The sequence below is a fragment of the Ideonella sp. BN130291 genome, assembly GCF_036231905.1.
Lineage (GTDB): Bacteria > Pseudomonadota > Gammaproteobacteria > Burkholderiales > Burkholderiaceae_C > CAMLIZ01.
The window spans coordinates 147,897-171,325 of record NZ_JAZARE010000013.1 but is presented as its reverse complement, the minus strand read 5'-3'; the positions used below and the strand labels follow the sequence as shown (position 1 = coordinate 171,325).

Genomic DNA, 23,429 nt, shown 5'->3' with positions numbered 1-23,429 from the left:
CTTCCTCTTGCCGGCGTATTCCGCATCTGAGAAGCTCATTTGGCTCATCGTTCCGATTGTCCCGATTCCTTCAACCGACACAACGTCTCGCGGCATGATTCGCGGACTTGTTCAGACCTTCCCTAGCGACGAATGGGGGGCAGTCCATAGGCTTGCCACTGTAAGCGCGGTGTACGCCGGCGACCGATTGAGATCGCCATTGCTGGCATGCACCCGGCTTAGCGCGGCCGCTTTAGACTGGACTATGTCACTCGGTTGGATTGCCGCTATGACGGCTGTCGGCCACTACCGGCCGGCCGCCACAGTCCGCTATGCGGCGGCACGACAGTCAACGAGCCGGGCCGTGGGACTGATGTCGTAGCCGGACTGAACATCGCCGATCGGTTCTTGGCTTCCCTTGCCCTCTCGGACGATGATCGCGCGGTGTGCGAGGTCCGGACCGACAATGGGCGCCCGGAGGTTGCGATGACAGCACCAAAGTACGACTACGACGTAGCCATCTCGTTTGGCTACAAGGACGAGCCGTTCGCGAACAAGCTTCACTCGCTGCTCGAAGGGCGTCTGAAGGTGTTCCTGTACTCGAAGGAACAGGAGAAGCTTGCAGGGACGGACGGCGAGGCGAAGTTCAACGAGGTGTTCGGCCAGACGGCCAAGTTGGTGGTGATCCTGTACCGCGAAGCATGGGGCCACACTCCATTTACCCGGTTTGAGGAAACAGCCATTCGGAACCGTGCGTACAGCGAAGGCTACGACTTTGCCGTGTTCATCCCGATGGATGACAGCGAGAAGCAAAAGGTCCCTGCATGGGTGCCTAAGAATCGTCTGTACATTGGGCTTGAGCGATGGGGCATCGAGGCTGCATGTGCCGTTATCGAGGCCCGGTTCAGCGAACTGGGCGGTGAGATTCACGAAGAGTCAGTTGCGGAGATGGCCGCAAAGGTAGCTGAGGCGATCGGGCATGAAGAGCGCCGACAGAAGCACTTGAACAGTCACGAAGGCGTGCAATCGCAACGCCTGTCGTTCGACGAAGTCCGCGAGAAGTTGATTGAGGGTGTGGCGACGATCCAGAACACGGCGCCAGCGATCAAGCTTCACGAAAAGCACACGGCCGAGTCTGGTGGCGCGATCATCTTCCTGTCGGACCCAATTGGCATGTCCGTGAACTGGCGCCCTGAGTATGCAAACGTGATGCGTGACTCGAAGTTGAAGGCCACGTTTTGGAAGGGCCACCCACCGTATCCTGGGGTCACGCACTGGGAAAAGCCGGAAGAAGGCCCGAGCATCACGTTTGCACCAGACCTCACCGAAGACGGAAGGCCAGCATGGAAGCAAACGCACAAGGCAGGCGCCGTGTTGCTCAGCCCCAACGGCGTGGCAGATGTGATCCTGAAGTGGTTCCTGGCGAAGTGCCAGAAGGGCTGATCACTTCGCGAGGCCCTTGACCCATTCCGACGAGGGAAGGCCACCCATGCCGAATATCGCGCCGAGCAGTCGAGCAGTTGACAGCAACCTGATCAAGCCGCAGTTCAGGCCACCCGAGAGTCGAAACCACACCATCGCATCGGGCAGCGAACGTTGTCATAGCCGGCGAGACCCCGAAACCGAAGGGCCGCCATCTGGCATAGCCTCGGACTCACAGTCGCGGCCAGAAGCGGTCGGTCAGCAATGTCCGCTTTAGTGTCCCACTTTCGTGGGGGATTCCCCGCCACGATCTCATAGCCAACAATGAGTTGGCCCAAACCGGGTGGGTTAGACGACAGGAGGGGACGTGTTGTTGGACGCACAAAGTGGACAGACGCTGTCGTCTAAAACACCTCAGCCGGCACAGGAGTCATCGCGGCGATGCATCGGCTCGAACAAGTAGACCAGCAGCTGTCCTCGGCGCTCAAACCAATTGCGGACATTGCCGCCTCGGTCGAAATGCCACTCATTTGCCTTTTGTCGGATGAAGCGGAGATTGCAAAGCACACGTACCCGGGCATCTATCGAATCGACGTTCAGACTGGAGGCGCTTCGAACAACTTGGCAGCGTGGGTGGAAGGGTTTCAAGCAGAATGGGAACACGCGGACTATAAGAAGTCGTTCACACCGAACTTTAAGAAGAAGCGCATCGCAGGTCACACGACGCTCTCGGAGTGGATGCCTCTCTATCTCGGAAAGTCGAAGAACGTAGCGAGACGCGTGCTTGAGCACATCAACTTGCCACTTGGTAAGACAACCTTCGCACTCAAACTGAAGGCGCGCCCTGCAATGTCCAGCAGGGTGCTCCGTCTCCATGCACTGGAGGTCAAGGTGAAGAACTACGACGTCATCGTTCCAGCGCTGGAAACAGCTTTGCGCAACCGGTTCCACCCACTCATTGGCAAGCAGTGACGGCTAACCCCTCCAACGAGCGGACAGTTTCCGGCAAGCCAGAAACTGCCGCTCATGTCGAACGTTAGGTCGCAAGAAGACCCCATGGCGCACATCCGACAGGACGTATACAAGTCAATCGCTGAGAACGACATCGGCGACGTTGTCTTTCAGGACCCATTCACTGAGGAAACGCGAAAGGCAAAACGGAATGTTGTGGCCGCGGCCTTTGCGGCTCTGTTGGTCGCCGCCCTCGACTTGCAAGTAAACGGATTCCTTGGCCTTCAAACTGCGACTGGGGTGACGCTAGGCGGTGAAATAACAAAGGGTCTGGCGTGTGTGATCGTCACCTACTTCCTTGCGGCCTTCCTTCTCTCCGCGTTCGTGGACTACGCAGCATGGAAGTTCAAGCGGGAGAGGATCCTCACCAAGCCTTACGTCGAGCTGATCGCAATGCTTGAGGCGCACTTCCATGTGACTGGCGAACAGGTGAACAACGCGACTATTAGGGTGGAAGGCGTCACAGTCGAGAACGATATGAGAACACAGGTGGAGTTCCAGAAAATTCTCGCTGAGGCGAAGGGTCAACTCTCCTCAATACAGCAAAACATGGATTCGTTCTACGAGGAGGTGGAGCCGCTCCTCTCAAAGTGGCGGGGATTAATCAACAAGGCGGAGCGCCTTTCTTGGCGTTTGAGAGCCAGATTCCTGAGCCTCTGGGTGCTTGACATCTTTACTCCGCTGACGCTCGCTTCTTTCGCGCTCTGGAGGACTTCGAGTGGTTTGCCTTCGGTTTGGATAAAGATTGCAACCTGAGCCATCCATCGAGCAGACATACCCCGGCAAGCGGGGTCATGCCGCTCAGATCGAACGTTAGGCGTCACGCAGAAGAGGGAGCGAGATGAGCACCAAACACGAGGTCATTACAGAACCGGGCGCAGAGGTTGATGTAGCTTGTGCCAAGTGCAGCGGGAAAACTGCTCATGTACCTTTGGTCCAGGTTCATGTCCAAGGAAGCGAAGGTGATAGCAACTACTCCGTCGATTGGAGCGACTATCACCAAATCGTGAAATGCCTGGGATGTAGAGCGCTTTCGTATCGGATTGTTGGCTCCAACTCAGAGGAGTACTACCACGACGAGAACGATGTGTGCGTCTATCCCGAATCGGAAAAGCTCTACCCGCCGCGCGTAGAGGGGGTCAAAGGACTCGGAGATGAAAAGTTCTACTTGCCCCCCAAGGTCAAGCAGATCTACGAGGAAACACAGATCGCACTCTCAGTTCAGGCGCCTGTGCTAGCCGCAATCGGACTACGTGCGCTCCTAGAGACTGTGTGCAAAGAGAAGGAGGCAGAAGGCGGCGACCTATTCAAGAAGATCGACTCTCTTGTGGACAAGCGAATCCTGACACCTGCCGGTGCGAAGATCCTTCACAAGATCCGCACCTTGGGTAACGCGGCAGCGCATGAAGTTAAGCCACATACCGAAGGCCAACTGGCGCTGGCAATGGATATCGTTGAGCACTTACTGAAGGACGTTTACATACTTCCGAAGCAAGCAGAGGCGGAGTTCGAAGGTGACGCCTAACCACCTCATCGAGCCGGCGGGTTGGAGCTGGCTGCGCCAGCACGAACCCGCTCATGTCGAACGTTAGCGAACGACTGCTTTTAGGTCGGCTGCCTGAACATTCCGAGTCACCACAAGGGTCGGAAGGCGCCGGTCAGCGCGACATGCGGGAGGGGCCGCAACCGCTGCATTGCTGTCGCCCGCTCACCCAGGTCGAGTGCCACCTGATGGTTATGACCCGACCATGAGCGTCCGAGCCTCGCCAACCGGAAGGGGAACCAACGGCATCCCCCAAACGCCCCACCCGCTGCCACAACACTCCACCGCCCACTCCACGCTCACCGCACCCTGATCCCCACCACCCTCGCCCGATAGAACGGAAAGTACTGCGGCGTCCCGAACAAGTTGCCGCCGTCCACGCGAAACGGCAGCCGATAGCCGGACACCTCGCGGAAGTCGCTCAACCCGCCGCCGAAGGGTTGCACGCGGAACACCTGCTCCGGGTTGGCGTTGCTCCAGCGCGGCAGGCTCACCCACAGCGGTTGGCCGTCCGGGCCGACGCGGATGTCCACCGCCTGGCGCCACACGCCGTGCGTCACCGTGGCGCGCGCGGTGTCCGCGTCCAGCGCGGTCCACTCGACACCGGGCCGCGGCAGCAGAAACGCGGGCGCCCAGAAGGCGGCTTCCGCCACCACACGGCCGAATGACGAGCGCAGGTGGTCGGGGTCACCTCCGGCCCGCGCGACGGGGATCAGGCGCAGCAGCCAGAAGCGCGTCCATGAGCGGTCGGCCACCATGCCGTCCGAACCCTCCACCTGCGTGAGCCCCTGCCCCACCCGCACCCGCCACACCAGCCCATGCGGTGGCGCCAGCACCTGGTCTGCGCTCATGGCCTGGTACTTCGGGTCCTCCTTGGAGCCCAGCGACAGCACGCCCTCCATGTGGATCTCGACCACGGCACTGAGGCGCGTACCGGGCTGGATGGCATGGCCGAAGTACCGCCGCGCGGGCTCCGGCAAGCTGGCCACCATGGCGGGGTCGAAGCGCTCGGGCAGCGGCATCGTAGGCCGCAGCAATGACGCCCAGGCTCGCTCGGCCTCCGCCCGGTCTGCCGACCAGCGCCCGTATTGCAGGCAGGCTGCGGTGGCCACGGCCAGCAGCAGCAGGCCCACGATCCATTTCATCGCGAACAAGGCGCCGCGCCTCAGCCGGCTTGCGCCGCCCGGCTGGCCACATACCGGCCGGGCCGGTGGTTCAAGGCCAGCACCAGGTTCACCGCGATCGTGCCGGCCAGCGAATACAGCACGCGCCGGGGTTCCACCACCGCAAAGGCGGTCGCCACGATGCAGGCGTCGATCGCCATCTGCACCCAGCCTGCGCGCCAGCCACGGCGCTTTTCCAGCTGCAGCGCCAGCACGCCGATGCCGCCCAGGCTGGCGTGGTGACGAAAAAGCACCAGCAAACCGGCGCCGATGAGCGTGCCGCCGGCCACTGCGGCAAACAGCGGCTGCAGGGTCTGGAAGGACAGCAGGTGCACCATGGCCTCCACTGCCACCGACAGGCCGGTCACGACCAGCAGCGTCTTCAGCGTGAAGCGCCGGCCCATGGCGTGCCACGCCAGCAGGTAGAACGGCAGGTTCACCGCCAACAAGGCCACGCCCAGCCGCATGCCGGTGGCGTAGTGCAGCAGGAAGGCCAGGCCGGGCGTGCCGCCGGTCAGCAGCCCGGCGCTGCCCACCATGGACAGGCCGAGCGCAATGAACAGCAGGGCTGTGCCGAACGCCTGTGCGTCGTCCAGCAGGGAGTGCGGTTGGGGCGAGGGTGTGTCGAGCCTGGCGTTCATGGGCTGCCTCAGTGTGCGGCGGTGGCCCTTTGCCGTGCCTTGCGCTGGCGCAAACCCCAGCGGGTGCGAGGCGCCTGCCTGGCGCTCAAGCCGCTGTTCGCGCCGCCAGCACCACCGCCGCCTGCACGCGCGAGCTGAGGTTCAGCTTGCGCAGGATGTGCTGCACGTGGATCTTCACCGTGGTCTCGGCGATGTCCAGCGCTCGTGCGATCACCTTGTTGCTGGCCCCCTGCGCAATGAACCGCAGGATCTCCTGTTCGCGCGGCGACAGCGCCGCCAACGGGTCGCTGGGCGTGGGCGGCGCGGCCGGTGCAGGCTCGCTCACCGCGCGGAAGGCGTGCACCAGCTTGCCGGTCATGTCGGGGCTCACCACCGATTCGCCCCGCGCGCTGCGCCGGATCGCATCGGCCAGCTCGTCGCCCTCGGCCGTCTTCAGCACATAGCCGCGTGCGCCGCCCTTCAACGCGTTGCCCAGGTCCTGCTCGTCCTCGCTCACCGTCAGCATGAGGATGTATGCGCCCGGCGCCGCCTCGCGCAGCGCAGGCAGCGCCGCGATGCCGGTCACCCCCGGCAGATGGTTGTCCAGCAGGATCACCTGAGGCTGCAGTTCGAGTGCGCACCGTTGTGCCTCGCTCGCGTCGCCCGCCTCTCCGGCCACTTCCAGGTCGGGGTACTGGCCCAGCAGCGCGATCAGCCCACGGCGGAACAAGGTGTGGTCGTCGACGACCAGCAGGCGGATGGGAGCGGTGGGCATGTTCATGCAGCAGCGGTGCTGGAGGAAGGCGCAACGCGGGCGGGCGATGGCCGCGCATGCAGGGTGAGGGTCATGCAGGTGCCCTGGCCAGGGGCCGACGCCACGTCGACCGTGGCACCCGCGCGGGCCGCACGCTCGCGCATGATGCGCAGGCCGACGTGCGTCTCGTCCAGCGCGGCGTGCGGGTCAAAGCCGATGCCGTCGTCCTTGACCTGGAAGCGCCACGCCGGCTGCTGCTGCACGCTGAGCACCACCTGCGTGGCCCGGGCGTGTTTGCGGATGTTGGACAGCGCTTCCTGCAGCACATGCAGCACCTGGATCTGCACGTCGGCCGGCAGCGGCACGCCGTGGCCGTGCATCTGCAGCTCGGTGCGCAGCCCGCTCTGGTGTTCGAACTTCTGCAAGGTGGTGCGCAGCGCCACGCCGATGTCCTCGGCGCTGGTGCGGGTGCGAAAGTGCAGCAGCAGCTCGCGCACATCGCCATAACACTCGCGCACGCCGGTCTCCAGCTCGTCGGCGCTGCGCTGCAGCGCAGGTTCGTCATGGCGCTTCATGGCCTGGCGCAGCAGCCCCACCTGGATCTTCAGGAAGGCGAGCGACTGGGCGATGGAGTCGTGCAGCTCCTGCGCCAGCAGCGTGCGCTCCTGGGCCACGGCCGCTTCCCGTTCGAGCGCCGCGGCGCGCAGGCTTTCCATGCCGCCGGCCAGGTGGCTGGCCAGGGTTTCGTACTGGGCACGCTCTTCCTCGCCCACCTCGCGCGGCGCGTTGAAGAACAGGTCGATCTCGCCCAGCACCTGCTGGTGCAACGCCACCGGCAGCGTGAGCAGCATGCGAAAGCCGAGCTTCGAGCAGTGGCCTCGTGAGCTGGGTTCGCCGCCGATGATCGGAATCACCCGCAAGCGGGGCGGTTGCGCCACCTGGCCGCAGTGGCAGTCGCCAGCGGGCAGGCACTGCTCCTCGTCGCTCAGCGCAGCGGGCAGGCCGTCGGAGGCCAGCATCAGGTAGCGCTCGTTGCGTTCGTCGGACCAGCGCACCGCGACCCCGTCTGCGCGCGCGATGCGGCGCATCAGGCGTGCAAAGCCCTGCGCCAGCACCGGCAGCGTTTCGGCGCTGGCGATGAAGGCGCTCACCTCGTACAGGGCCGCCAGCCGCTCGCGCTGGACCTCCAGGCGCTCGGTCTTTTCCGCCACCTTGGCTTCGAGCTGGCCGTACAGCGCCTGCAGATGCGCCGCCATCGTGTTGAAGCCTTCGGCCAGCTGGCCAAACTCGTCGCTGGAGGTTTTTTCCACGCGGGCGCCGAAGTCGCCTTCGCGCACCTGGGCCAGGCCCTGGTGCAGCCGCTTCAGCGGCTCCAGCACGAAGAGGTGCCCGGTGTACATCAGCACCACCGTGCTGGAGATCGCCAGCAGCACCATGGCGAACTGGAATCCACGCAGCACGGCGGTCCAGTCGGACAGCTGCTGCTCGATGCTGCCCACCAGGCGGTCGATGCGGCTCACAAAGGCATCCACCGGCTCGACATCGGGTGCGGCGGGGGAGCGCAGCCATGCGTCGCGCAGTGCCGGCCACTGGGCCTGCAGCTCGGCAAACTGGGTACGCGTGCGCGCGTTCCAGGGCACGAACAACGGCCGCGACGGATCGCCGGCGCGCAGGCGCTCCAGGCCGGCGTCCATGCCCTCGGCGGTGCGCTGCCGTTGCGCGGCCGGCGCGCCAAGCTGCACCTGCAGCGCCAGGCGATAGCTTTGCATGCGCAGGCGGCCCGCCTCGTTCACCGCGGCGGCACCGCCCTCCAGCTGCCACGACACCCACAGCGTGAGCGCGATGGACACCAGCGCCAGCAGCAGGAAGGCCAGGCCGATGCCCAACAACTTGGAAGCGAGGGGCCAGCGTGCGGGGTCCATGGCGCCGATGGTGGGCCGTCACCGCCCCACCCGGCTTGACGTGTGTCAAGCGCCGGCCGGTCAGCCGCCGATGTAGTGCATGGCCACCGGCCGGATCGGGATGAGCCGGGCTGCTGCCGCGGTGCCGCGCAGTTCGGAGTACCGGTCCGCGCGCTGCTGCCAGGCGGCCGCGATGCGCTCGCTCAGGCCGGCGTCAGTGGTGCCGTCACGCACCGGCCCGCGCAGGTCGACCCCGCGGCGGCCGAACAGGCACAGGTACATCTGGCCGTCTGCCGACAGCCGGGCGCGGCTGCAGTCGCCGCAGAAGGCCTGCGTGACGCTGCTGATGAAGCCGATCTCGCCGCAGCCGTCGGCGTGCATCCAGCGGCGCGCCGTCTCGCCCCGGTGCGCGGGGGCCACGGGCACCAGCACGTGTGCCTGCTGCAGGCGCTGCAGCAGCTCTGCCGAGGGAACCACCTGGTCCCGGTGCCACTGGGCCCCGCCCACGTCCATGCTCTCGATGAAGCGCGGCACCACGCCAGTCCCGCGAAAGTGCTTCACGATCGCCGGCACCTGCGCCTCGTTCACGCCGCGCTGCACCACCGTGTTCACCTTCACCGGCGCCAGGCCGGCGCGCTGCGCCGCCTCGATGCCACGCAGCACCTCGGCCACCGGAAAGTCCACGTCGTTCATGCGCCGGAACACCGCATCGTCCAGCGCGTCCAGGCTCACCGTCACCCGCTGCAGCCCGGCCGCCTTCAGGGCCACGGCCTTGCGCGCCAGCAGCGAGCCGTTGGTGGTGAGCGACAGCTCCACCGGCTGGCCGCCCGGCGTGCGCAGCTCGGCCAGCATCGCCACCAGCCGCTCCACATCCTTGCGCAGCAGGGGTTCGCCGCCGGTGAGCCGGATCTTGCGCACGCCGTGCCGCACGAAGGCCGACGCCAGGCGCCGGATCTCCTCGAAGCTGAGCAGCGACGAACGCGGCAGGAAGGCGTCGTTGGCCGCAAACCGCTCGCGAGGCATGCAGTAGGTGCAGCGGAAGTTGCAGCGGTCGGTGATGGAGACGCGAAGGTCGCGCAGCGGCCGGCCCAGCGCGTCGCGCAGCGGCAGTGCACCGTCGGGCACGGCGGCGGCATCGGGGGTGTCGGGCGATGGCATGGGGGCTCGCAGGGTCAGTGATGCGACTGTGCGGCGACATGCCGGGCGGGGACTTGACCTGGGTCAAGCGACCGCCCGGCTTGCACGCGGCGTCAACCGCAGGCGCCGATGTGGCCGCATGCCGTGCAGAAGCTGCAGCCGTCCTTCTGGATCAGGGTGCTGTTGCCGCATTCCGGGCAGCGCGCGCCGGCCATGGGCGCGGCGGCCGCCGGTGCGCCTTCGGGCGACACCAGGATGCCCATCTCCTGCAACGGATAGCCTTGTTCGTCCAACACGCCCAACATGGCGTAGCGGTGGATGATCAGCCGCGCGATGTAGGCCACGGTGGACGGCCAGGTCTGCTGGCGTCGCTCGTGCGCGTGGAGGCTGGGCACGAAGGCCATGAAGTGGCCCAGCGGCTCCGCATAGGACAGCAGCTTGCGCAGCTTCATGCCGATCCAGGCCGGGTCGATGACCCGCATGTCCAGCGACAGCACACGGGCCAGCCCGTCCAGCGCACGCGGGTAGTTGCCCGAGAAGCCGATCGCGCAAGGCCGCGTGCGGGCGCTGCCATCCGCACCGGGCAGCACCACTTCCTTCAAGGTGAGGGTGAAGTCCTCTCCCGTGCTCGGGTTGTCCACGTCCACCGCCCAGGCCAGCGTGCCGGAGGGGCCGGTGTGCGGCTCGTCGAGGCTGAACATCGCGTCCAGCACCGGCGTGGGCGCGTCGCCGTCCGTCCCGCTCCACAGGCCCAGCTGTTCGCAGCGCCAGCGGATCACGGCGGCGGTGGCGGCCACCACGCCGGGAAACTGGCGCCGCTCGCCGTGTGGCGGAAACGGCATCTCGAAGGCGCGCTCCTCCTGCACGGTGGCCAGCGCGTCCAGCTTCAGCCGGGCCCAGGCCGCATCCCGGGCCCGCAGGTCCATCGACAAGGTCTTGGCCAATGCGCCCAGGCCGCGTGGCTGCTCGGCGCCATTGACCCACACCTCGAAGGGCAAGGGCCGCGGAATCAGCTCCTCCGAGGCCGCCTCGCCGACGAACAGGCCGAACTCGCCGTGCGGATGCCGCACCATGAAACACCAGGCCGCGTTGCCGGCGGGGAACTCCGGCCGCCCCGGCCAGCGCAGCGACGCCAGCACCGGCTGCCGCGGCAGCCGCTCCAGCGCCAGGCGCTGGTTGGCATGGGCAGCGGGCGCTAAGCCCTGCGGTGCCGGCGCCACAGCGGGCTCCACGCTGAGCACCGAACCGAGCACGCTGTTGGGCCGGTAGGTGGCCAGCCCCTTCAAGCCCGATTCCCAGGCACGCAGGTACAGATGCTGGAACTCCTCGTAGGGATATTCCTGCGGCACGTTCACCGTCTTGGAGATGGCGGTGTCGATGCAGGGTGCCACGGCGGCCACCATCTGCTGGTGCGCCTCGGCACTCATCTCCAGCGCGCTGACGAAGGCCGGCGTGAGCGCCGCGTCCGGCCCCTTCAGGTGACGGTACAGCCGCCAGGCGTGGTCCTCCACCGCGTATTCCTTGAAGGTGCCATCGGGCATGCGCTTCTTGCGCTGGTAGCTCCACGAGAACGCAGGCTCGATGCCATTGCTGGCGTTGTCGGCAAAAGCCAGGCTGATCGTGCCGGTGGGCGCGATCGACAGCAGGTGCGAGTTGCGCAGCCCGTGTGCGCGGATGCGGTCCTTCAGCGGCTGCGGCAGGCGCGAGGCGAAGGTGCCGCGCTGCAGGTAGAGGTCGGCGTTGAACAGCGGGAACGCACCGCGCTCCTGTGCGAGCGCCACCGACGCCTCGTAGGCCGCGTCGCGCATCGCCTCGCTGATGCGGCGCGCCATGGCGCGCGCAGCGTCGGTGTCGTAACGCAGGTTGAGCATCACCAGTGCGTCGCCCAGGCCGGTGAAGCCCAGGCCGATGCGGCGCTTGTTGCGCGCCTCGTCATGCTGGCGCTGCAGTGGCCAGTGCGTCACCTCCAGCACGTTGTCCAGCATGCGCACGCAGGTGCGCACCAAGGCGGTGAAACCAGGCTCGTCGAAGGCGGCATCGGCCTCGAACGGCTGCCGCACGAAGCGCGTGAGGTCGATCGAGCCCAGGCAGCAGCAGCCGTAGGGCGGCAGCGGCTGCTCGGCGCATGGATTGGTCGCCGCGATCGTCTCGCAATACGACAGGTTGTTGTCGGCGTTGATGCGGTCGAGGAACAGCACGCCCGGCTCGGCATGGTCGTAGGTGGAGCGCATCACCTGGTCCCACAGTGCGCGGGCGCTCACCCTGCGGTACACCCACAGGCCGTCGGCGCGCTGGTAGGCGCCGGCGCTCTTTTGCGCCTGGCCGGGCTCGGCCTTGTGCACCAGCTCGATCTCGCTGCCAGCCAGCACGCCCTGCATGAAGGCGTCGGTCACGCCGACCGAGATGTTGAAGTTGCGCAGGTCGCCCGAGTCCTTGGCGTGGATGAACTCCTCCACGTCGGGGTGGTCGCAGCGCAACACGCCCATCTGCGCGCCGCGACGCGCACCGGCGGACTCCACCGTTTCGCAGGAGCGGTCGAACACCCGCATGTAGCTCACCGGGCCGGATGCGCTGGACTGCGTGCTGCCCACCCAGGCGCCGCGGGGGCGGATGCGCGAGAAGTCATAGCCCACGCCGCCGCCCCGGCGCATGGTTTCGGCCGCCTCCGTGAGCGCCGTGTAGATGCCCGGATGGCCGTCGTCATCGTGCGCGATGGAGTCGCCGACCGGCTGCACGAAGCAGTTGATCAAGGTGGCGCTGAGCTCGGTGCCGGCGGCGGAATTGATGCGCCCGGCCGGCACGAAGCCGGCCTCCTGCGCCTGGAAGAACACCGTCTCCCAGTGGGCGCGCTGGTCCGGCGGCTCGGCGGCCGCCAGCGCTCGCGCCACGCGCTTGCGCACGTCGGCCACGCTGCGCTCATCGCCCTTGGCGTACTTTTCGACCAGCACTTCCTCGCTGATCGGTTGCGCGGTCAGGACAGTGGGAGTGAGCGTGGTCGTCATGGCGGTCATTGGGTTGTGATGCCCGGCACGTTAGTGGCGCCCCGGGCGCGCGAGCTTGCCGTGGATCAAGGCGTCTTCGGGCTGAGGTGTATTCAATATGCATCTATCGCCGCCGCCCCGTGCACGGGCCGCTCCATGACCCCACTGCGGAGACCTTCATGTCCCATCCCCTTGTGACCACACTCGACGTGCGAACCCTGCTGCCGCGCGAGCGCCATGCACGCATCTTTGCGCTCTTTGACGACCTGGCGCCCGGCGCCGCGCTGGAGCTGGTGAACGACCACGATCCCCAGCCGCTGTACCACCAGCTGAAAGCGCAGCATCCGGGCCGCTTCAGCTGGAACTACGTGGAACAGGGCCCGCAGATCTGGCGCGTGCGCATCGACAAGGAATCGTCGGGCGACTGCTGCGGCGGGTGTACCTGCCGCTGAACCGGCACGCTGCGAACCCGCGGGCCATGAAACTCCCCCCATTCTTCGACCGCGTGCCCCGGCTGCGCGTGCACGATCCGCTGGCCGAGGTGCTGGGCAGCGCCGAAGGCGGCGTGTTCGAGTACGGCTACGCCGACGTCGTGATGCTGGCCGGCCACTCCTGCCCCACGGTCGCCGCCACGTACTGGCTGACCGTGCGTGCGATGGTCGCGCTCTACCCCGACCGCCTGCCCGAGCGTGGTGGCGTGCGGGTGGACTTCCGCAACGACATGCGCGACGGCGCCAACGGGGTGGTCGCCGCGGTGGTGCAGCAGCTCACCGGTGCGGCCGGGGAAACAGGCTTCAAGGGCCTGGCAGGCCGCTTTGCACGCAACGGCCTGCAGCGCTACGTGCCCGCGCTGCCGTTGGCACTGCGCTTCACCCGGCTCGACAACCGCTGGGCGGTCGACGCCGTGGCCGACCTCACCCTGCTGCCCGAGCCGCCGCAGCTGACGCGGCTGCTGCAGCAATGCACCCAGGGCAAGGCCTCCCCCGCCGAGCTGGCGGAGCTGGGCCGCCTGTGGCAGCAGCGGGTGGAGCACCTGCTGTGCGACCTGGCGTACGACGACGGTGTGTTCGTGGTGCGGCCGGCACGCCGCCTGTGGCCCAGCCCACCATCGGCCATCGCGTCGTCCTTCCCGCTGCCGCTGGAGCGCACATCGCACGGCCGCCTTGCCGACACCCGCTTCTGAGACCACCATGCCGAGAGACCGCGAAAGCCTGCCGCTGGTCTACGCCTGTTCGGGCTGCTCCAGCGCGGCCCAGTTGGCGAACCACCTCGCGGTGCGCCTGGACCGTGCCGGCCAGGCGGAGATGTCGTGCATCGCCGGCGTGGGCGGCGCAGTGGCGCCGCTGGTGCGCAAGGCGCGCGACGCGGCCATCGACGGCCGGCCGATCATCGCCATCGACGGCTGCGTGCTGGCCTGCGCGCGCAGCTGCCTGGCGCAGCGAGGGGTGCAACCCACGCTGCACGTGCAGCTGGCGCGTGAAGGCGTGCGCAAGGTCTACCACGCGGACTTCGATGCAGCGCAAGCCGACCGCCTGTACACCGCGCTGGTGCGCCAGGCGGCGGAGCTGGCCGCCACGGTGCAGCAGGCCGGCGTGGCCCCCGCTTGATCCAGCGCAAGGCCTTGCGGCAGCGGCCTGCCAAGCTCACGCATCATGCGATCCACCGCCCTGGCCATCATCCGCGACGAACACCGCGTGCTGAGCGCGATGCTGCAGTCCATGTCCTTGCTGTTGCGGCAGTGCCGGGCGGCGAGGCAGCCACCCGACTTCCGGCTGCTGCGCACCATGCTGTTCTACGTCGACGAGTACCCCAATCGCCTGCACCACCCGAAGGAGGAGGCCTTGCTGTTCCCCCGGGTGCGGCGCGAGTGCCCGGACCTCGCCGAAGTGCTGGACCAGCTGTCGGATGATCATCAGCAAGGCGAACGCTCGATGCACCAGCTGGAGCACGCGTTGCTGGCCTACGAGGTGATGGGCGATGAACGGCGCGCCGCGTTCGAACAGGCGCTGGACCGCTACACCGCGTTCTACCTGCGTCACATGATGCTCGAGGAGCGGCACGTGCTGCGCGCCGCCGAGGAACGCTTCAGCCCTGAGGACTGGGCCGAGCTGGACGAAGCCTTCGCGGGCAACCGCGATCCCTTCACCGGCCATGAGCCGGAAGAGCCGTTCCGCCCGCTGTACCAGCACATCCTGGCGAGCCTGCCCGACCCGCTGGGCTACAAGCGCAGCGCCTGAACGCGGCGCGCGCCTCACGCCGCTGCGGCCGGCACCACGCCGCCGAGCAGCCGCTCCATCAGCTCGCGCACGCTGCGGATCTGGTCGCCGAACGGCAAGGCACCCCGGCCGCGGAAGAACAGGCCCCGCTGCAGGTCGCCCTTCATGGCGGCCGCCAGCTGCTGGTCGATGCAGAACTGCCCCCAGCCGGCCTTGCCGTCGCGCAGCCCGCACTGCGCCAGGCAGTCGAACACCTTGGTGCAGCGCGCTTTCACGTGCGCCACGGCCTGCAGCCGCGGTTCGGCCTTGAGGTAGGCCTTGAGCCAGGGCGTGAGCACCGCGCGCGCCGGCAGGCCGGCCACGCTGGTGAACTCCACCATGTCCTCGTCGCGCGCCTCGGCCAGCACGCGCTTGAAGGCCGGATCGGCGTCGCACTCCACCGTCACCGCGAACGGCGTGCCCAGTTGCACCGCGGCCGCCCCCAGCGACTGCAGCCGCCGGATGTCGTGCAGGCTGCGGATGCCGCCTGCGGCGATCACAGGCACCTGCCGCTCCACCCCGGCGGCGCGCAACACCTCCAGCGTCTGCGGCACCACGCGATCGAAGTCGAAGCGCGGGTCGGACACGTCGGCCACCGAAGCCGCGCCCAGGTGGCCGCCGGCATGGCCGGGATGTTCCAGCACCACCGCATCGGGCAGGCGCTTGCGCCGCTCCCACTTGCGCAGCACCAGCTGCACGCCGCGGGCGTCGGACAGGATGGGGATGAGCCTGGCCTTCGGATGATCGGCCGCCAGCTCGGGCAGGTCCAGCGGCAGGCCGGCGCCGACCACCACCGCGTCGATGCCGCATTCAAGCGAGCGCTGCACGTACGCGGCGTAGTCGCTCACGGCGCGCATCACGTTCATCGCCAGCATCCCGAAGCCGCCCGACAGCCGGCGTGCCAGCGCGATCTCGCGCTCCAGCGCCACCAGGTTCGCCCCGTTGATCGCGGCCTTGGCATCCGGCCCGACACCCAGGCCGCGGGTGCGCTCCATCAGGTCGGGATGGTGGCGGCGCAGGTCCACCGACGACAAGGTGCCCACGCCGCCCAGCGCGGCCACGCTGCCGGCCAGGCGGTGTGCCGAGACGCCGACCCCCATGCCGCCCTGCACGACCGGCAGCAGCTCGCGGTCGCCCAGGCGCAGCGGTGCGAGCGCGCTGCCGTGGAGCAAGGCCCGCAGCGCGGGGTCGATGGCGGTTGGCTGGTTCATGCGGCTGCACCGTACCGGAAGGCAGCGCGCGCGTCCTTGCCTTGGCTCAAGCCGCGCCGTGTGCGGCCGGCTGGGGCGGCGGCACGCCGGGCGCCGATTGTTTGATCTGCCTCAAGGGCCCGGGCCCGGCCGGTTCCCAGAATAGGTTCATGGCAAATGCACCTTCTACTTCACGAGGAACATCATGAAGACCACCGGCAGGCTCTGGCGTTGGCTGGGCCTCATCTTCGTTCTGTCGTTCGGGGCCCTCGGGTACCTGGGCTGGCAGATCTACCTGTTCGCACCGCCGATCCCCAAGCAGGTCGTCACCACCGACGGCCAGCTGGTCTATACCGGCGAGCAGATCCAGCTCGGCCAGCAGGCCTGGCTGTCGGCCGGCGGCCAGCAGCTGGGCACCGTGTGGGGCCATGGCAGCTACGTGGCGCCGGACTGGTCGGCCGACTGGCTGCACCGCGAGGCCAGCGCGCTGCAGGCCATCCGCACCGCGCAACAGCGCCAGGCCACCCCGGCCATGGCCAGCCCCGACAAGGCGGCCGTCGACACCCGCGTGCGCGAGGAGATGCGCCGCAACACCTACGATGCCAGCACCGGCACGGTCACCGTCTCGGCGGACCGGGCACAGGCCATCCGCGAGGTGGCGCGCCACTATGTCGGCCTGTTCGGCACCGACCCGTCCCTGGCGACGCTGCGCGAGCAGTACGCCATGACCGAAGGTGCGCTGCCCGAGAAGGTGGAGCGCGAGGCGCTCGCGGCCTTCTTCTTCTGGTCGTCGTGGGCCGCGGCCACCGACCGCCCGGGTGAGGCCGGCCTGTCCTACACCAGCAACTGGCCGCACGAGCCGCTGGTGGGCAACACCCTGTCCACGTCCGCCGCCATGTGGTCGATGGTCAGCATCATCCTGCTGCTGGCCGGCATCGCGGCCATGCTCTGGCTGCACCGGGGTGACGGCCACGAGGCCGAGGCCGAGGTGCCCAAGGCCGACCCGCTGCTGGGCGCCAAGGCCACGCCATCGATGAAGGCCACGCGCAAGTACTTCTTCGTGGTGATCGGCCTGATGCTGCTGCAGATCGGCATGGGTGTGGTCACGGCGCACTACGCGGTCGAGGGCGAGTCGTTCTTCGGCCTGCCGCTGGCGCAAGTGCTGCCCTATGTGATCAGCCGTACCGTCCATACGCAGATCGGCGTGTTCTGGATCGCCACCGCGTGGCTGGCCACCGGCCTGTACGTGGCGCCGCTGCTGTCGGGGCGCGAACCCAGGCTGCAGAAGCTGGGCGTGGATGCGCTGTTCTGGGCGCTCATCGTCGTGGTGCTCGGCTCCACCCTCACCGGCTGGCTCGGCACGCTGCAGCACCGTGGTGTGGACTTCAGCTTCTGGCTGGGCAACCAGGGCCTGGAGTTCACCAGCATGGGCCGGGTCTGGCAGCTGCTGCTCTTCGTGGGCCTGCTGTTCTGGGTGTTCCTGCTCGGCCGCGCGCTCTGGCCTGCACTGAAGAAGCCCTCGGAAACCCGGGGCCTGATCGCGATGGTGTTCCTGTCGGCCACCTGCATCGGCGGCTTCTATGCCACCTCCCTCACCTGGGGCCGGCACACCCACTATTCGATGATCGAGTACTGGCGCTGGTGGCTGGTGCACCTGTGGGTGGAAGGCTTCTTCGAGGTGTTCGCCACCGCCGTGGTCGCGCTGATCTTCACCAACCTGGGGCTAATCAAGGCAGCCAGCGCCAACCGGGCCATCGTGGCGGAGACCATCGTGTTCCTCTTCGGCGGCATCCTGGGCACCCTGCACCACCTGTACTGGACCGGCACGCCGACCTCGGTGATCGCCGTCGGCGCGGTGTTCTCCGCGCTCGAGGTGGTGCCGCTCACGCTGATCGGCCTGGAAGCACTGCAGACCTGGCGCCGCTCGAAGGACGTGGCCTGGCTGGGCGCCTACAAGTGGGTGATCCTGTCGTTCGTCGCGGTCGGCTTCTGGAACACCGTGGGCGCCGGCCTGCTTGGTTTCGCGATCAACCCGCCGGCGTCGCTGTACTACGTGCAGGGCCTGAACATGACGGCTGCGCACGGACACGCCGCGCTGTTCGGGGTGTACGGCATGCTGGGCATCGGCCTGATGCTGTTCTGCCTGCGTGGCCTGTACGAACGTGGCCTGCATGCGGACAAGCTGCTCAAGCCTGCCTTCTGGGGCCTCAACCTCGGCCTCGGCATGATGGTGTTCATGTCGCTGCTGCCCGCCGGCATCTACCAGGCCTGGGCCAGCATCACCAGGGGCCTGTGGTATGCCCGATCGCCGGAGATCATTCATTCCCAGGTGATGGAGACGCTGGTCTGGCTGCGCGTGCCGGGTGACATGGTGTTCGCCGCGGGCAGCGTCTGCCTGGCGCTGTATGCGCTGAAGCTGCTGCGGCCGGCACGTCCCGGCCCGGCGATGGTGCTGTCACCGGCCACCGCCGCAGCAAAGCGCTGACGCCTCGGGCATGTGAACGAAAAGGAGGGCCACCGGCCCTCCTTTTTCATGGTGAGTACCAGGCCGCTTCAGCGTGCGTCCGGCTCCGCCAGGCGCTGCAAGGCCTGCACCTGCAGCAGCGAGATGGCATAGCCCCGCACGTCGATGAGCCCCTGCCGGCTCAGGTGCCGCAAGGTGCGTGAAAACGTCTCGGCCGTGGTGCCCAGCTGCTGCGCGACCGAGCGCTTGCGCACCTGCAGCTGAAGCCGCCCCGTGAGCCGGCCTTCCGCATCGCGCTGCAGCTCGGCCTGGGCCAGCAGCCAGGTGGCGCAGCGGGCCAGCACATCCTTGGTCATCAGGCCGCGCGTTCCTTCGACCAGGCCCCGCACCTGCGCCGCCAGCGCGGTGGCCAGCGCCGGCATCACGCTGGGGTGGGCCTGGGCGCAGCGCAGCACCGCGGGCAGCGGCAGCCGATGCAGCACCGCATCGGTCTGCGCTTCGGCGTCCTCGCCGTACTGGCCGTGCAGCAGCGCGCTGCCCAGGTCCAGCCACTCGCCGGCATCGACCGAGCGGCGTTGCTGCAGCGTGGGGCCGCAGCGCAGCCCCAAGGCAACGCTGCCTCGGCTGACCAGCCACAGCGACGAAGCGGCTTCGCTCCTGCGCAGCACCTGCGCGCCAGCGGCCACCCTCTCCTCCTGCGCCAGCGCAGCCAGCGCGCTTGCGGCGCCCGTGCCCAGCACGCCCGGCCGGCAGGCATCGGCCAGCAGCGCGGGCAACGGGTTCACAGCGGCCGGGTCGCTGGTGCGCCGGGGCCGCGTCAGGGGCTGGGCAGCGGGAATCACCGGGGCGATGGTCTGCATGGCGTGCTCTGGGCGTGATTCGGGTGAGGCAATGTGCCGGCTCGGCGGCGCGGTGGTGTTGATGTGCGACAAGCCGCCGGCCCGGGCAAGGGTTGCGCTGCATCACCCGCCCCGCGTTCTTGACATTCGTCAGGCCGGTCGCTGCAGGCCGCCGCTAGATTCGCCTGGAAGCCGCCTCATGACCCACGCCGCCGCCCTTCCCCATCCTGCCGTCCCGCTGGCCGTGCTCGACGACCCGGTGGAGCTGGCGCGTTTCACGCGCATGCGGCCGTCGGCCGAGGGCGCTGTGGCGGAGTCCTCGTTCCAGCTCGGTGGCATGCACTGCGCCGCCTGCGCCGGGCTGATCGAGAACGCACTCACCGGCGTCGACGGTGTCCTGGCCGCCGAGGTGAATGCCTCGGCGCAGCGTGCCACGGTGCGCTGGTCACCATCGCGCGTGCGCGCGTCGCAGCTGGTGCAGGCGGTACAGGCCGCCGGCTACGACGCGGTGCCCGACACCACCGCCCAGGCGCGTGCCCTGCGGCTGGCTGAATCACGGCGGCTGCTGTGGCGGCTGTTCGTGGCCAGCTTCTGCGCCATGCAGGTGATGATGATGGCCGCGCCGGCCTACGTGGCCGGGCCCGGCGAGCTGGCTCCCGACCTGGGCCGCCTGCTGGAGTGGGCGAGCTGGCTGCTCACCTTGCCGGTGCTGTTGTTCTCCGCTGGGCCCTTCTTCGCCGGTGCCTGGCACGCGCTGCGCCGCCGCCGCATCGGCATGGATGTGCCGGTGGCGATCGGCATCGCGGTGTGCTTCGTGGCCAGCAGCGCGGCCGCCTTCAGCCCCGGCGGCTGGTTCGGCAGCGAGGTGTACTTCGATTCACTCGGCATGTTCGTCAGTTTCCTGCTGCTCGGCCGCTACCTCGAGATGAAGGCGCGCCACCGGGCGGCCGAAACGCTGGAGCAGGCGCTGGGCGAACTGCCGCAGACAGCCCAACGGCTGGCTGACGACGGCAGCAGCCACACCGTGAGCGTGCACCGCCTGGTGCCGCTGGACCGGGTGCGCGTGGCCGCGGGGGCGGCGTTCCCTGCCGACGGCGTGCTGCTCGACGGTGCCACGCAGGCCGACGAGGCGCTGCTCAGCGGTGAATCGCGGCCGGTGGCCAAGGCCGCGGGAGACACGCTGATCGCCGGCAGCGTGAACCTGGGCGCGCCGGTGGTGATGCAGGTACTGCAGGTGGGCCTGGACACACGCTACGAGGCGATCGTGGCGCTGGTGCGCGACGCGCTGTCGCAGCGGCCCGCCGTCACCCGGCTGGCCGACCGGTGTGCCGGCCCCTTCCTCTGGTGCGTGCTGCTGCTGGCCGCAGTCGCGGTGCTGGCCTGGCAGGCGATCGATCCGTCGCGCGCGGTCTGGGTGGCGGTGTCGGTGCTGATCGTCACCTGCCCGTGCGCACTGTCGCTGGCCGCACCGTCGGCCCTGCTCAGCGCCACGGGTGCGCTCGCCCGCCGGGGCGTGCTGCTGCGCCGCGTGGATGCGCTCGAAGACCTGGCCCAGGTGAGCCAGGTGTTCATCGACAAGACCGGCACGCTGACCGACACCCGGCCGGCGTGGCGCGGTGCACGGCTCGTGTCCGGTGCCCCGGGCCAGGCACCCGACGCCCTGCTGCAGGCCGCCGCCGGGCTGGCGCGCTGGTCGCAGCACCCGCTGTCGCAGGCACTGGCCGAGGCGGTGCCACAAGCCGATGCCACCCCCCGTTGGCAGACGGTGCAGGAGACATCCGGCGCGGGACTGAGCGCATGGGACGAACAGGGTTGCGAATGGCGCCTGGGATCAGCCGCCTGGCTGGGCCAGCCCCACATGGCGCAGGCCGCGGGCGATCACCTGCAGGCCTTCTTCGGTCGGCCGGGCCGGCCGCTGCTGTGCCTGGAGTTCGATGAAGCCCAGCGGCCGGATGCCGCCGCGGCCATCCAGGCGCTTCGGGTGGATGGCGTGCGGGTCAGCCTGCTGTCCGGCGATGCGCCATCGCGCGTGTCCGCACTCGCGGCCCGCCTGGGCATCGCCGATGCACAAGGCGGCTGCTCGCCCGACGCCAAGCTCGCTGCCATCCGCCGGGCGCAGGCGGACGGCACGCGGGTGGCGATGGTGGGCGATGGCGTCAACGACGCACCCGTGCTGGCCCAGGCCGACGTGTCGTTCGCAATGGCGCACGGCGCCTTCGTGGCGCGGGTGCATGCGGACGCGGTGATCCTGTCGAACCGGCTCGCGGACTTCGTGCACGCGCGCCGCCTGGCCCGCCGCACCGTGCGGGTGATGCGGCAGAACCTGGCCTGGGCCGCCGCCTACAACCTGGCCTGCGTGCCGCTCGCCCTGGCCGGCGCGCTGCCGCCCTGGGCCGCCGGGCTCGGCATGGCACTCAGCTCGCTGCTGGTGGTTGGCAACTCGCTGCGGCTGGCCCGTGCGCACTCGTGATGGACATCCTGTACCTGCTCATTCCCGTGTCGGCCCTGCTGGTGCTGGCCATCCTGGGCGTGTTCGCCTGGGCGCTGCACGGTGGCCAGTTCGATGACCTGGCGCGTGAAGGCGAACGCATCCTCGACGAACCGCTGACGCAGCGCAAAACACCGGGCACTTGATCGCCGTCAAGCCCTGGGAAGCCCCTGTCCCGAACAATGGAATCAGTTCAATTCCATTGCCCTGAAAGGACGCGCAACATGGCTGCCTCCGCCTCCGTCGCGCCGGTGTACGACGACGATCCTGTCCGCGGTTTCGCGCTTGCCGCGGTGCTGTGGGGAGTGGTCGGCATGCTGGTCGGCGTGATCATCGCCGCCCAGCTCGCCTGGCCCGACCTGACCTTCGGCATTCCGTGGCTGAGCTACGGCCGGCTGCGGCCCCTGCACACCAATGCGGTGATCTTTGCCTTCGGCGGCTGCGCCCTCATGGCCACCAGCTTCCACGTGGTGCAGCGCACCTGCCAGGTGCGGCTGTTCGCGCCCTGGCTGGCCCGCTTCACCTTCGTCGGCTGGCAGCTGGTCATCGTGGCCGCAGCCGTCACCTTGCCGCTGGGCTACACGCAGGGCAAGGAATACGCCGAGCTGGAGTGGCCGATCGATGTGCTCATCACGCTGGTGTGGGTGGCCTATGCGATCGTGTTCTTCGGCACCATCGGCAAGCGCCGCGTGCGCCACATCTACGTGGCCAACTGGTTCTTCGGCGCCTTCATCCTCGCGGTGGCGCTGCTGCACCTGGTGAACGGCGCCGCCATGCCGGCGAGCTTCTGGAAGAGCTACTCGGCCTACGCCGGCGTGCAGGACGCCATGGTGCAGTGGTGGTACGGCCACAACGCGGTGGGCTTCTTCCTCACGGCCGGCTTCCTCGGGATGATGTACTACTACATCCCCAAGCAGACCGAGCGGCCGGTGTATTCGTACCGGCTGTCGATCGTGCACTTCTGGGCCCTGATCTTTACCTACATGTGGGCGGGCCCGCACCACCTGCACTACACCGCCCTGCCCGACTGGGCGCAGAGCGTGGGCATGCTGTTCTCGCTGGTGCTGCTGGCGCCCAGCTGGGGCGGGATGATCAACGGCGTGATGACGCTGCAGGGTGCCTGGCACAAGCTGCGCGACGACCCGATCCTCAAGTTCCTGATCGTGGCGCTGTCGTTCTACGGCATGTCCACCTTCGAGGGCCCGATGATGTCCATCAAGACGGTGAACGCCTTGTCGCACTACACCGACTGGACCGTGGGCCACGTGCATGCCGGCGCCCTGGGCTGGGTGGGCTTCATCACCATGGGCTCGCTGTACTACCTGATCCCGCGCATGTTCGGCCAGACCCGGATGTTCAGCGTCAAGGCGATCGAGCTGCACTTCTGGATCGCGACCCTGGGCGTGGTGCTCTACATCGCCGCCATGTGGATCGCCGGTGTGATGCAGGGCCTGATGTGGCGCGCGCTCAACCCCGACGGCACGCTGGTCTACAGCTTCGTCGAAAGCGTGAAGGCCACCTTTCCGTTCTACGTGGTGCGGCTGTGCGGCGGCCTGCTGTACCTCAGCGGCATGGGCGTGATGGCCTGGAACGTCGCCATGACGGTGCGGGCTGCGCCGCGCACGGGGGCTGCCGCCCTCCCCGCGGCAGCCGTGGCCGCCGCCTGACCGGAGGAACTTCGA

The 23,429-nt window shown here is 68.1% G+C and carries 20 protein-coding genes; 12 read left to right on the top strand and 8 right to left on the bottom strand.

Features of this window, described 5'->3' with window-relative positions:
• Positions 1-387 precede the first annotated feature (387 nt).
• The 4 genes from VPH43_RS24395 to VPH43_RS24380 all read left to right on the top strand — a co-directional run bounded on the left by VPH43_RS24395 (position 388) and on the right by VPH43_RS24380 (position 3,937).
• Positions 388-1,422 carry a hypothetical protein gene (locus VPH43_RS24395; RefSeq protein WP_328580377.1) on the top strand — a complete coding sequence of 345 codons (1,035 nt, stop codon included), beginning with the start codon at positions 388-390 and terminating at the stop codon, positions 1,420-1,422.
• 420 nt (positions 1,423-1,842) lie between these two features.
• Positions 1,843-2,373, top strand: coding sequence for a hypothetical protein (locus VPH43_RS24390; protein WP_328580376.1), 531 nt, complete (start codon positions 1,843-1,845; stop codon positions 2,371-2,373).
• 84 nt (positions 2,374-2,457) lie between these two features.
• Positions 2,458-3,168 (top strand): hypothetical protein, encoded by a 711-nt coding sequence (locus VPH43_RS24385; protein ID WP_328580375.1) that lies wholly within the window; start codon positions 2,458-2,460, stop codon positions 3,166-3,168.
• Positions 3,169-3,253: 85 nt separating this feature from the next.
• Positions 3,254-3,937 carry a DUF4145 domain-containing protein gene (locus tag VPH43_RS24380; protein ID WP_328580374.1) on the top strand — a complete coding sequence of 228 codons (684 nt, stop codon included), beginning with the start codon at positions 3,254-3,256 and terminating at the stop codon, positions 3,935-3,937.
• Positions 3,938-4,254: 317 nt separating this feature from the next.
• Here the strand turns inward: VPH43_RS24380 and VPH43_RS24375 are convergent, their stop codons facing one another.
• The 6 genes from VPH43_RS24375 to VPH43_RS24350 all read right to left on the bottom strand — a co-directional run bounded on the left by VPH43_RS24375 (position 4,255) and on the right by VPH43_RS24350 (position 12,541).
• Positions 4,255-5,100: a DUF6544 family protein gene (locus tag VPH43_RS24375; RefSeq protein ID WP_328580384.1), complete on the bottom strand. Its 846-nt coding sequence runs from the start codon at positions 5,098-5,100 to the stop codon at positions 4,255-4,257.
• A 20-nt stretch (positions 5,101-5,120) separates the two neighbouring features.
• Positions 5,121-5,759: a YitT family protein gene (locus tag VPH43_RS24370; RefSeq protein WP_328580373.1), complete on the bottom strand. Its 639-nt coding sequence runs from the start codon at positions 5,757-5,759 to the stop codon at positions 5,121-5,123.
• Between the two features lie 85 nt (positions 5,760-5,844).
• Positions 5,845-6,513 (bottom strand): LuxR C-terminal-related transcriptional regulator, encoded by a 669-nt coding sequence (locus VPH43_RS24365; RefSeq protein WP_442909337.1) that lies wholly within the window; start codon positions 6,511-6,513, stop codon positions 5,845-5,847.
• A gap of 2 nt (positions 6,514-6,515) precedes the next feature.
• Positions 6,516-8,414, bottom strand: coding sequence for a type IV pili methyl-accepting chemotaxis transducer N-terminal domain-containing protein (locus VPH43_RS24360; RefSeq protein ID WP_328580371.1), 1,899 nt, complete (start codon positions 8,412-8,414; stop codon positions 6,516-6,518).
• 60 nt (positions 8,415-8,474) lie between these two features.
• On the bottom strand, positions 8,475-9,551 hold the full coding sequence (moaA, locus tag VPH43_RS24355) for a GTP 3',8-cyclase MoaA (protein ID WP_328580370.1): 1,077 nt from the start codon (positions 9,549-9,551) through the stop codon (positions 8,475-8,477).
• A gap of 92 nt (positions 9,552-9,643) precedes the next feature.
• Complete coding sequence (locus tag VPH43_RS24350; protein ID WP_328580369.1) at positions 9,644-12,541, bottom strand: adenosylcobalamin-dependent ribonucleoside-diphosphate reductase; 2,898 nt, start codon at positions 12,539-12,541, stop codon at positions 9,644-9,646.
• Between the two features lie 149 nt (positions 12,542-12,690).
• Between VPH43_RS24350 and VPH43_RS24345 the strand changes: the two genes are divergently transcribed.
• From VPH43_RS24345 to VPH43_RS24330, 4 genes are read left to right on the top strand one after another with little or no spacing between them, the layout of a single operon-like run.
• Positions 12,691-12,963 (top strand): DUF2249 domain-containing protein, encoded by a 273-nt coding sequence (locus VPH43_RS24345; RefSeq protein ID WP_328580368.1) that lies wholly within the window; start codon positions 12,691-12,693, stop codon positions 12,961-12,963.
• 26 nt (positions 12,964-12,989) lie between these two features.
• The gene (locus tag VPH43_RS24340; protein ID WP_328580367.1) at positions 12,990-13,694 is read left to right on the top strand and encodes a hypothetical protein; all 705 of its coding nucleotides are present in this window, start codon (positions 12,990-12,992) and stop codon (positions 13,692-13,694) included.
• Positions 13,695-13,701: 7 nt separating this feature from the next.
• Positions 13,702-14,118, top strand: coding sequence for a putative zinc-binding protein (locus VPH43_RS24335; protein ID WP_328580366.1), 417 nt, complete (start codon positions 13,702-13,704; stop codon positions 14,116-14,118).
• Positions 14,119-14,163: 45 nt separating this feature from the next.
• The gene (locus VPH43_RS24330) at positions 14,164-14,748 is read left to right on the top strand and encodes a hemerythrin domain-containing protein (RefSeq protein ID WP_328580365.1); all 585 of its coding nucleotides are present in this window, start codon (positions 14,164-14,166) and stop codon (positions 14,746-14,748) included.
• Between the two features lie 14 nt (positions 14,749-14,762).
• Here VPH43_RS24330 and VPH43_RS24325 read toward each other — a convergent pair whose 3' ends face one another.
• A complete protein-coding gene (locus VPH43_RS24325; protein WP_328580364.1) occupies positions 14,763-15,977 on the bottom strand; it encodes an NAD(P)H-dependent flavin oxidoreductase in 1,215 nt (404 codons plus the stop codon).
• 184 nt (positions 15,978-16,161) lie between these two features.
• On the opposite strand from VPH43_RS24325, the gene VPH43_RS24320 reads away from it, so the two are divergent.
• Entirely contained in the window at positions 16,162-18,441 is a 2,280-nt protein-coding gene (locus tag VPH43_RS24320) for a nitric-oxide reductase large subunit (RefSeq protein WP_328580363.1), read from the top strand.
• Positions 18,442-18,509: 68 nt separating this feature from the next.
• Here the strand turns inward: VPH43_RS24320 and VPH43_RS24315 are convergent, their stop codons facing one another.
• The gene (locus VPH43_RS24315; protein WP_328580362.1) at positions 18,510-19,280 is read right to left on the bottom strand and encodes a Crp/Fnr family transcriptional regulator; all 771 of its coding nucleotides are present in this window, start codon (positions 19,278-19,280) and stop codon (positions 18,510-18,512) included.
• A gap of 178 nt (positions 19,281-19,458) precedes the next feature.
• On the opposite strand from VPH43_RS24315, the gene VPH43_RS24310 reads away from it, so the two are divergent.
• From VPH43_RS24310 to ccoN, 3 genes are all read left to right on the top strand, one after another.
• Entirely contained in the window at positions 19,459-21,729 is a 2,271-nt protein-coding gene (locus tag VPH43_RS24310; RefSeq protein WP_328580361.1) for a heavy metal translocating P-type ATPase, read from the top strand.
• Positions 21,729-21,893, top strand: a complete 165-nt coding sequence (gene ccoS / locus VPH43_RS24305; RefSeq protein ID WP_328580360.1) for a cbb3-type cytochrome oxidase assembly protein CcoS — start codon at positions 21,729-21,731, stop codon at positions 21,891-21,893. Before VPH43_RS24310 ends, ccoS begins: the two co-directional genes overlap by 1 nt.
• A gap of 78 nt (positions 21,894-21,971) precedes the next feature.
• Positions 21,972-23,414 carry a cytochrome-c oxidase, cbb3-type subunit I gene (gene ccoN, locus VPH43_RS24300; RefSeq protein ID WP_328580359.1) on the top strand — a complete coding sequence of 481 codons (1,443 nt, stop codon included), beginning with the start codon at positions 21,972-21,974 and terminating at the stop codon, positions 23,412-23,414.
• Positions 23,415-23,429: the final 15 nt, after the last annotated feature.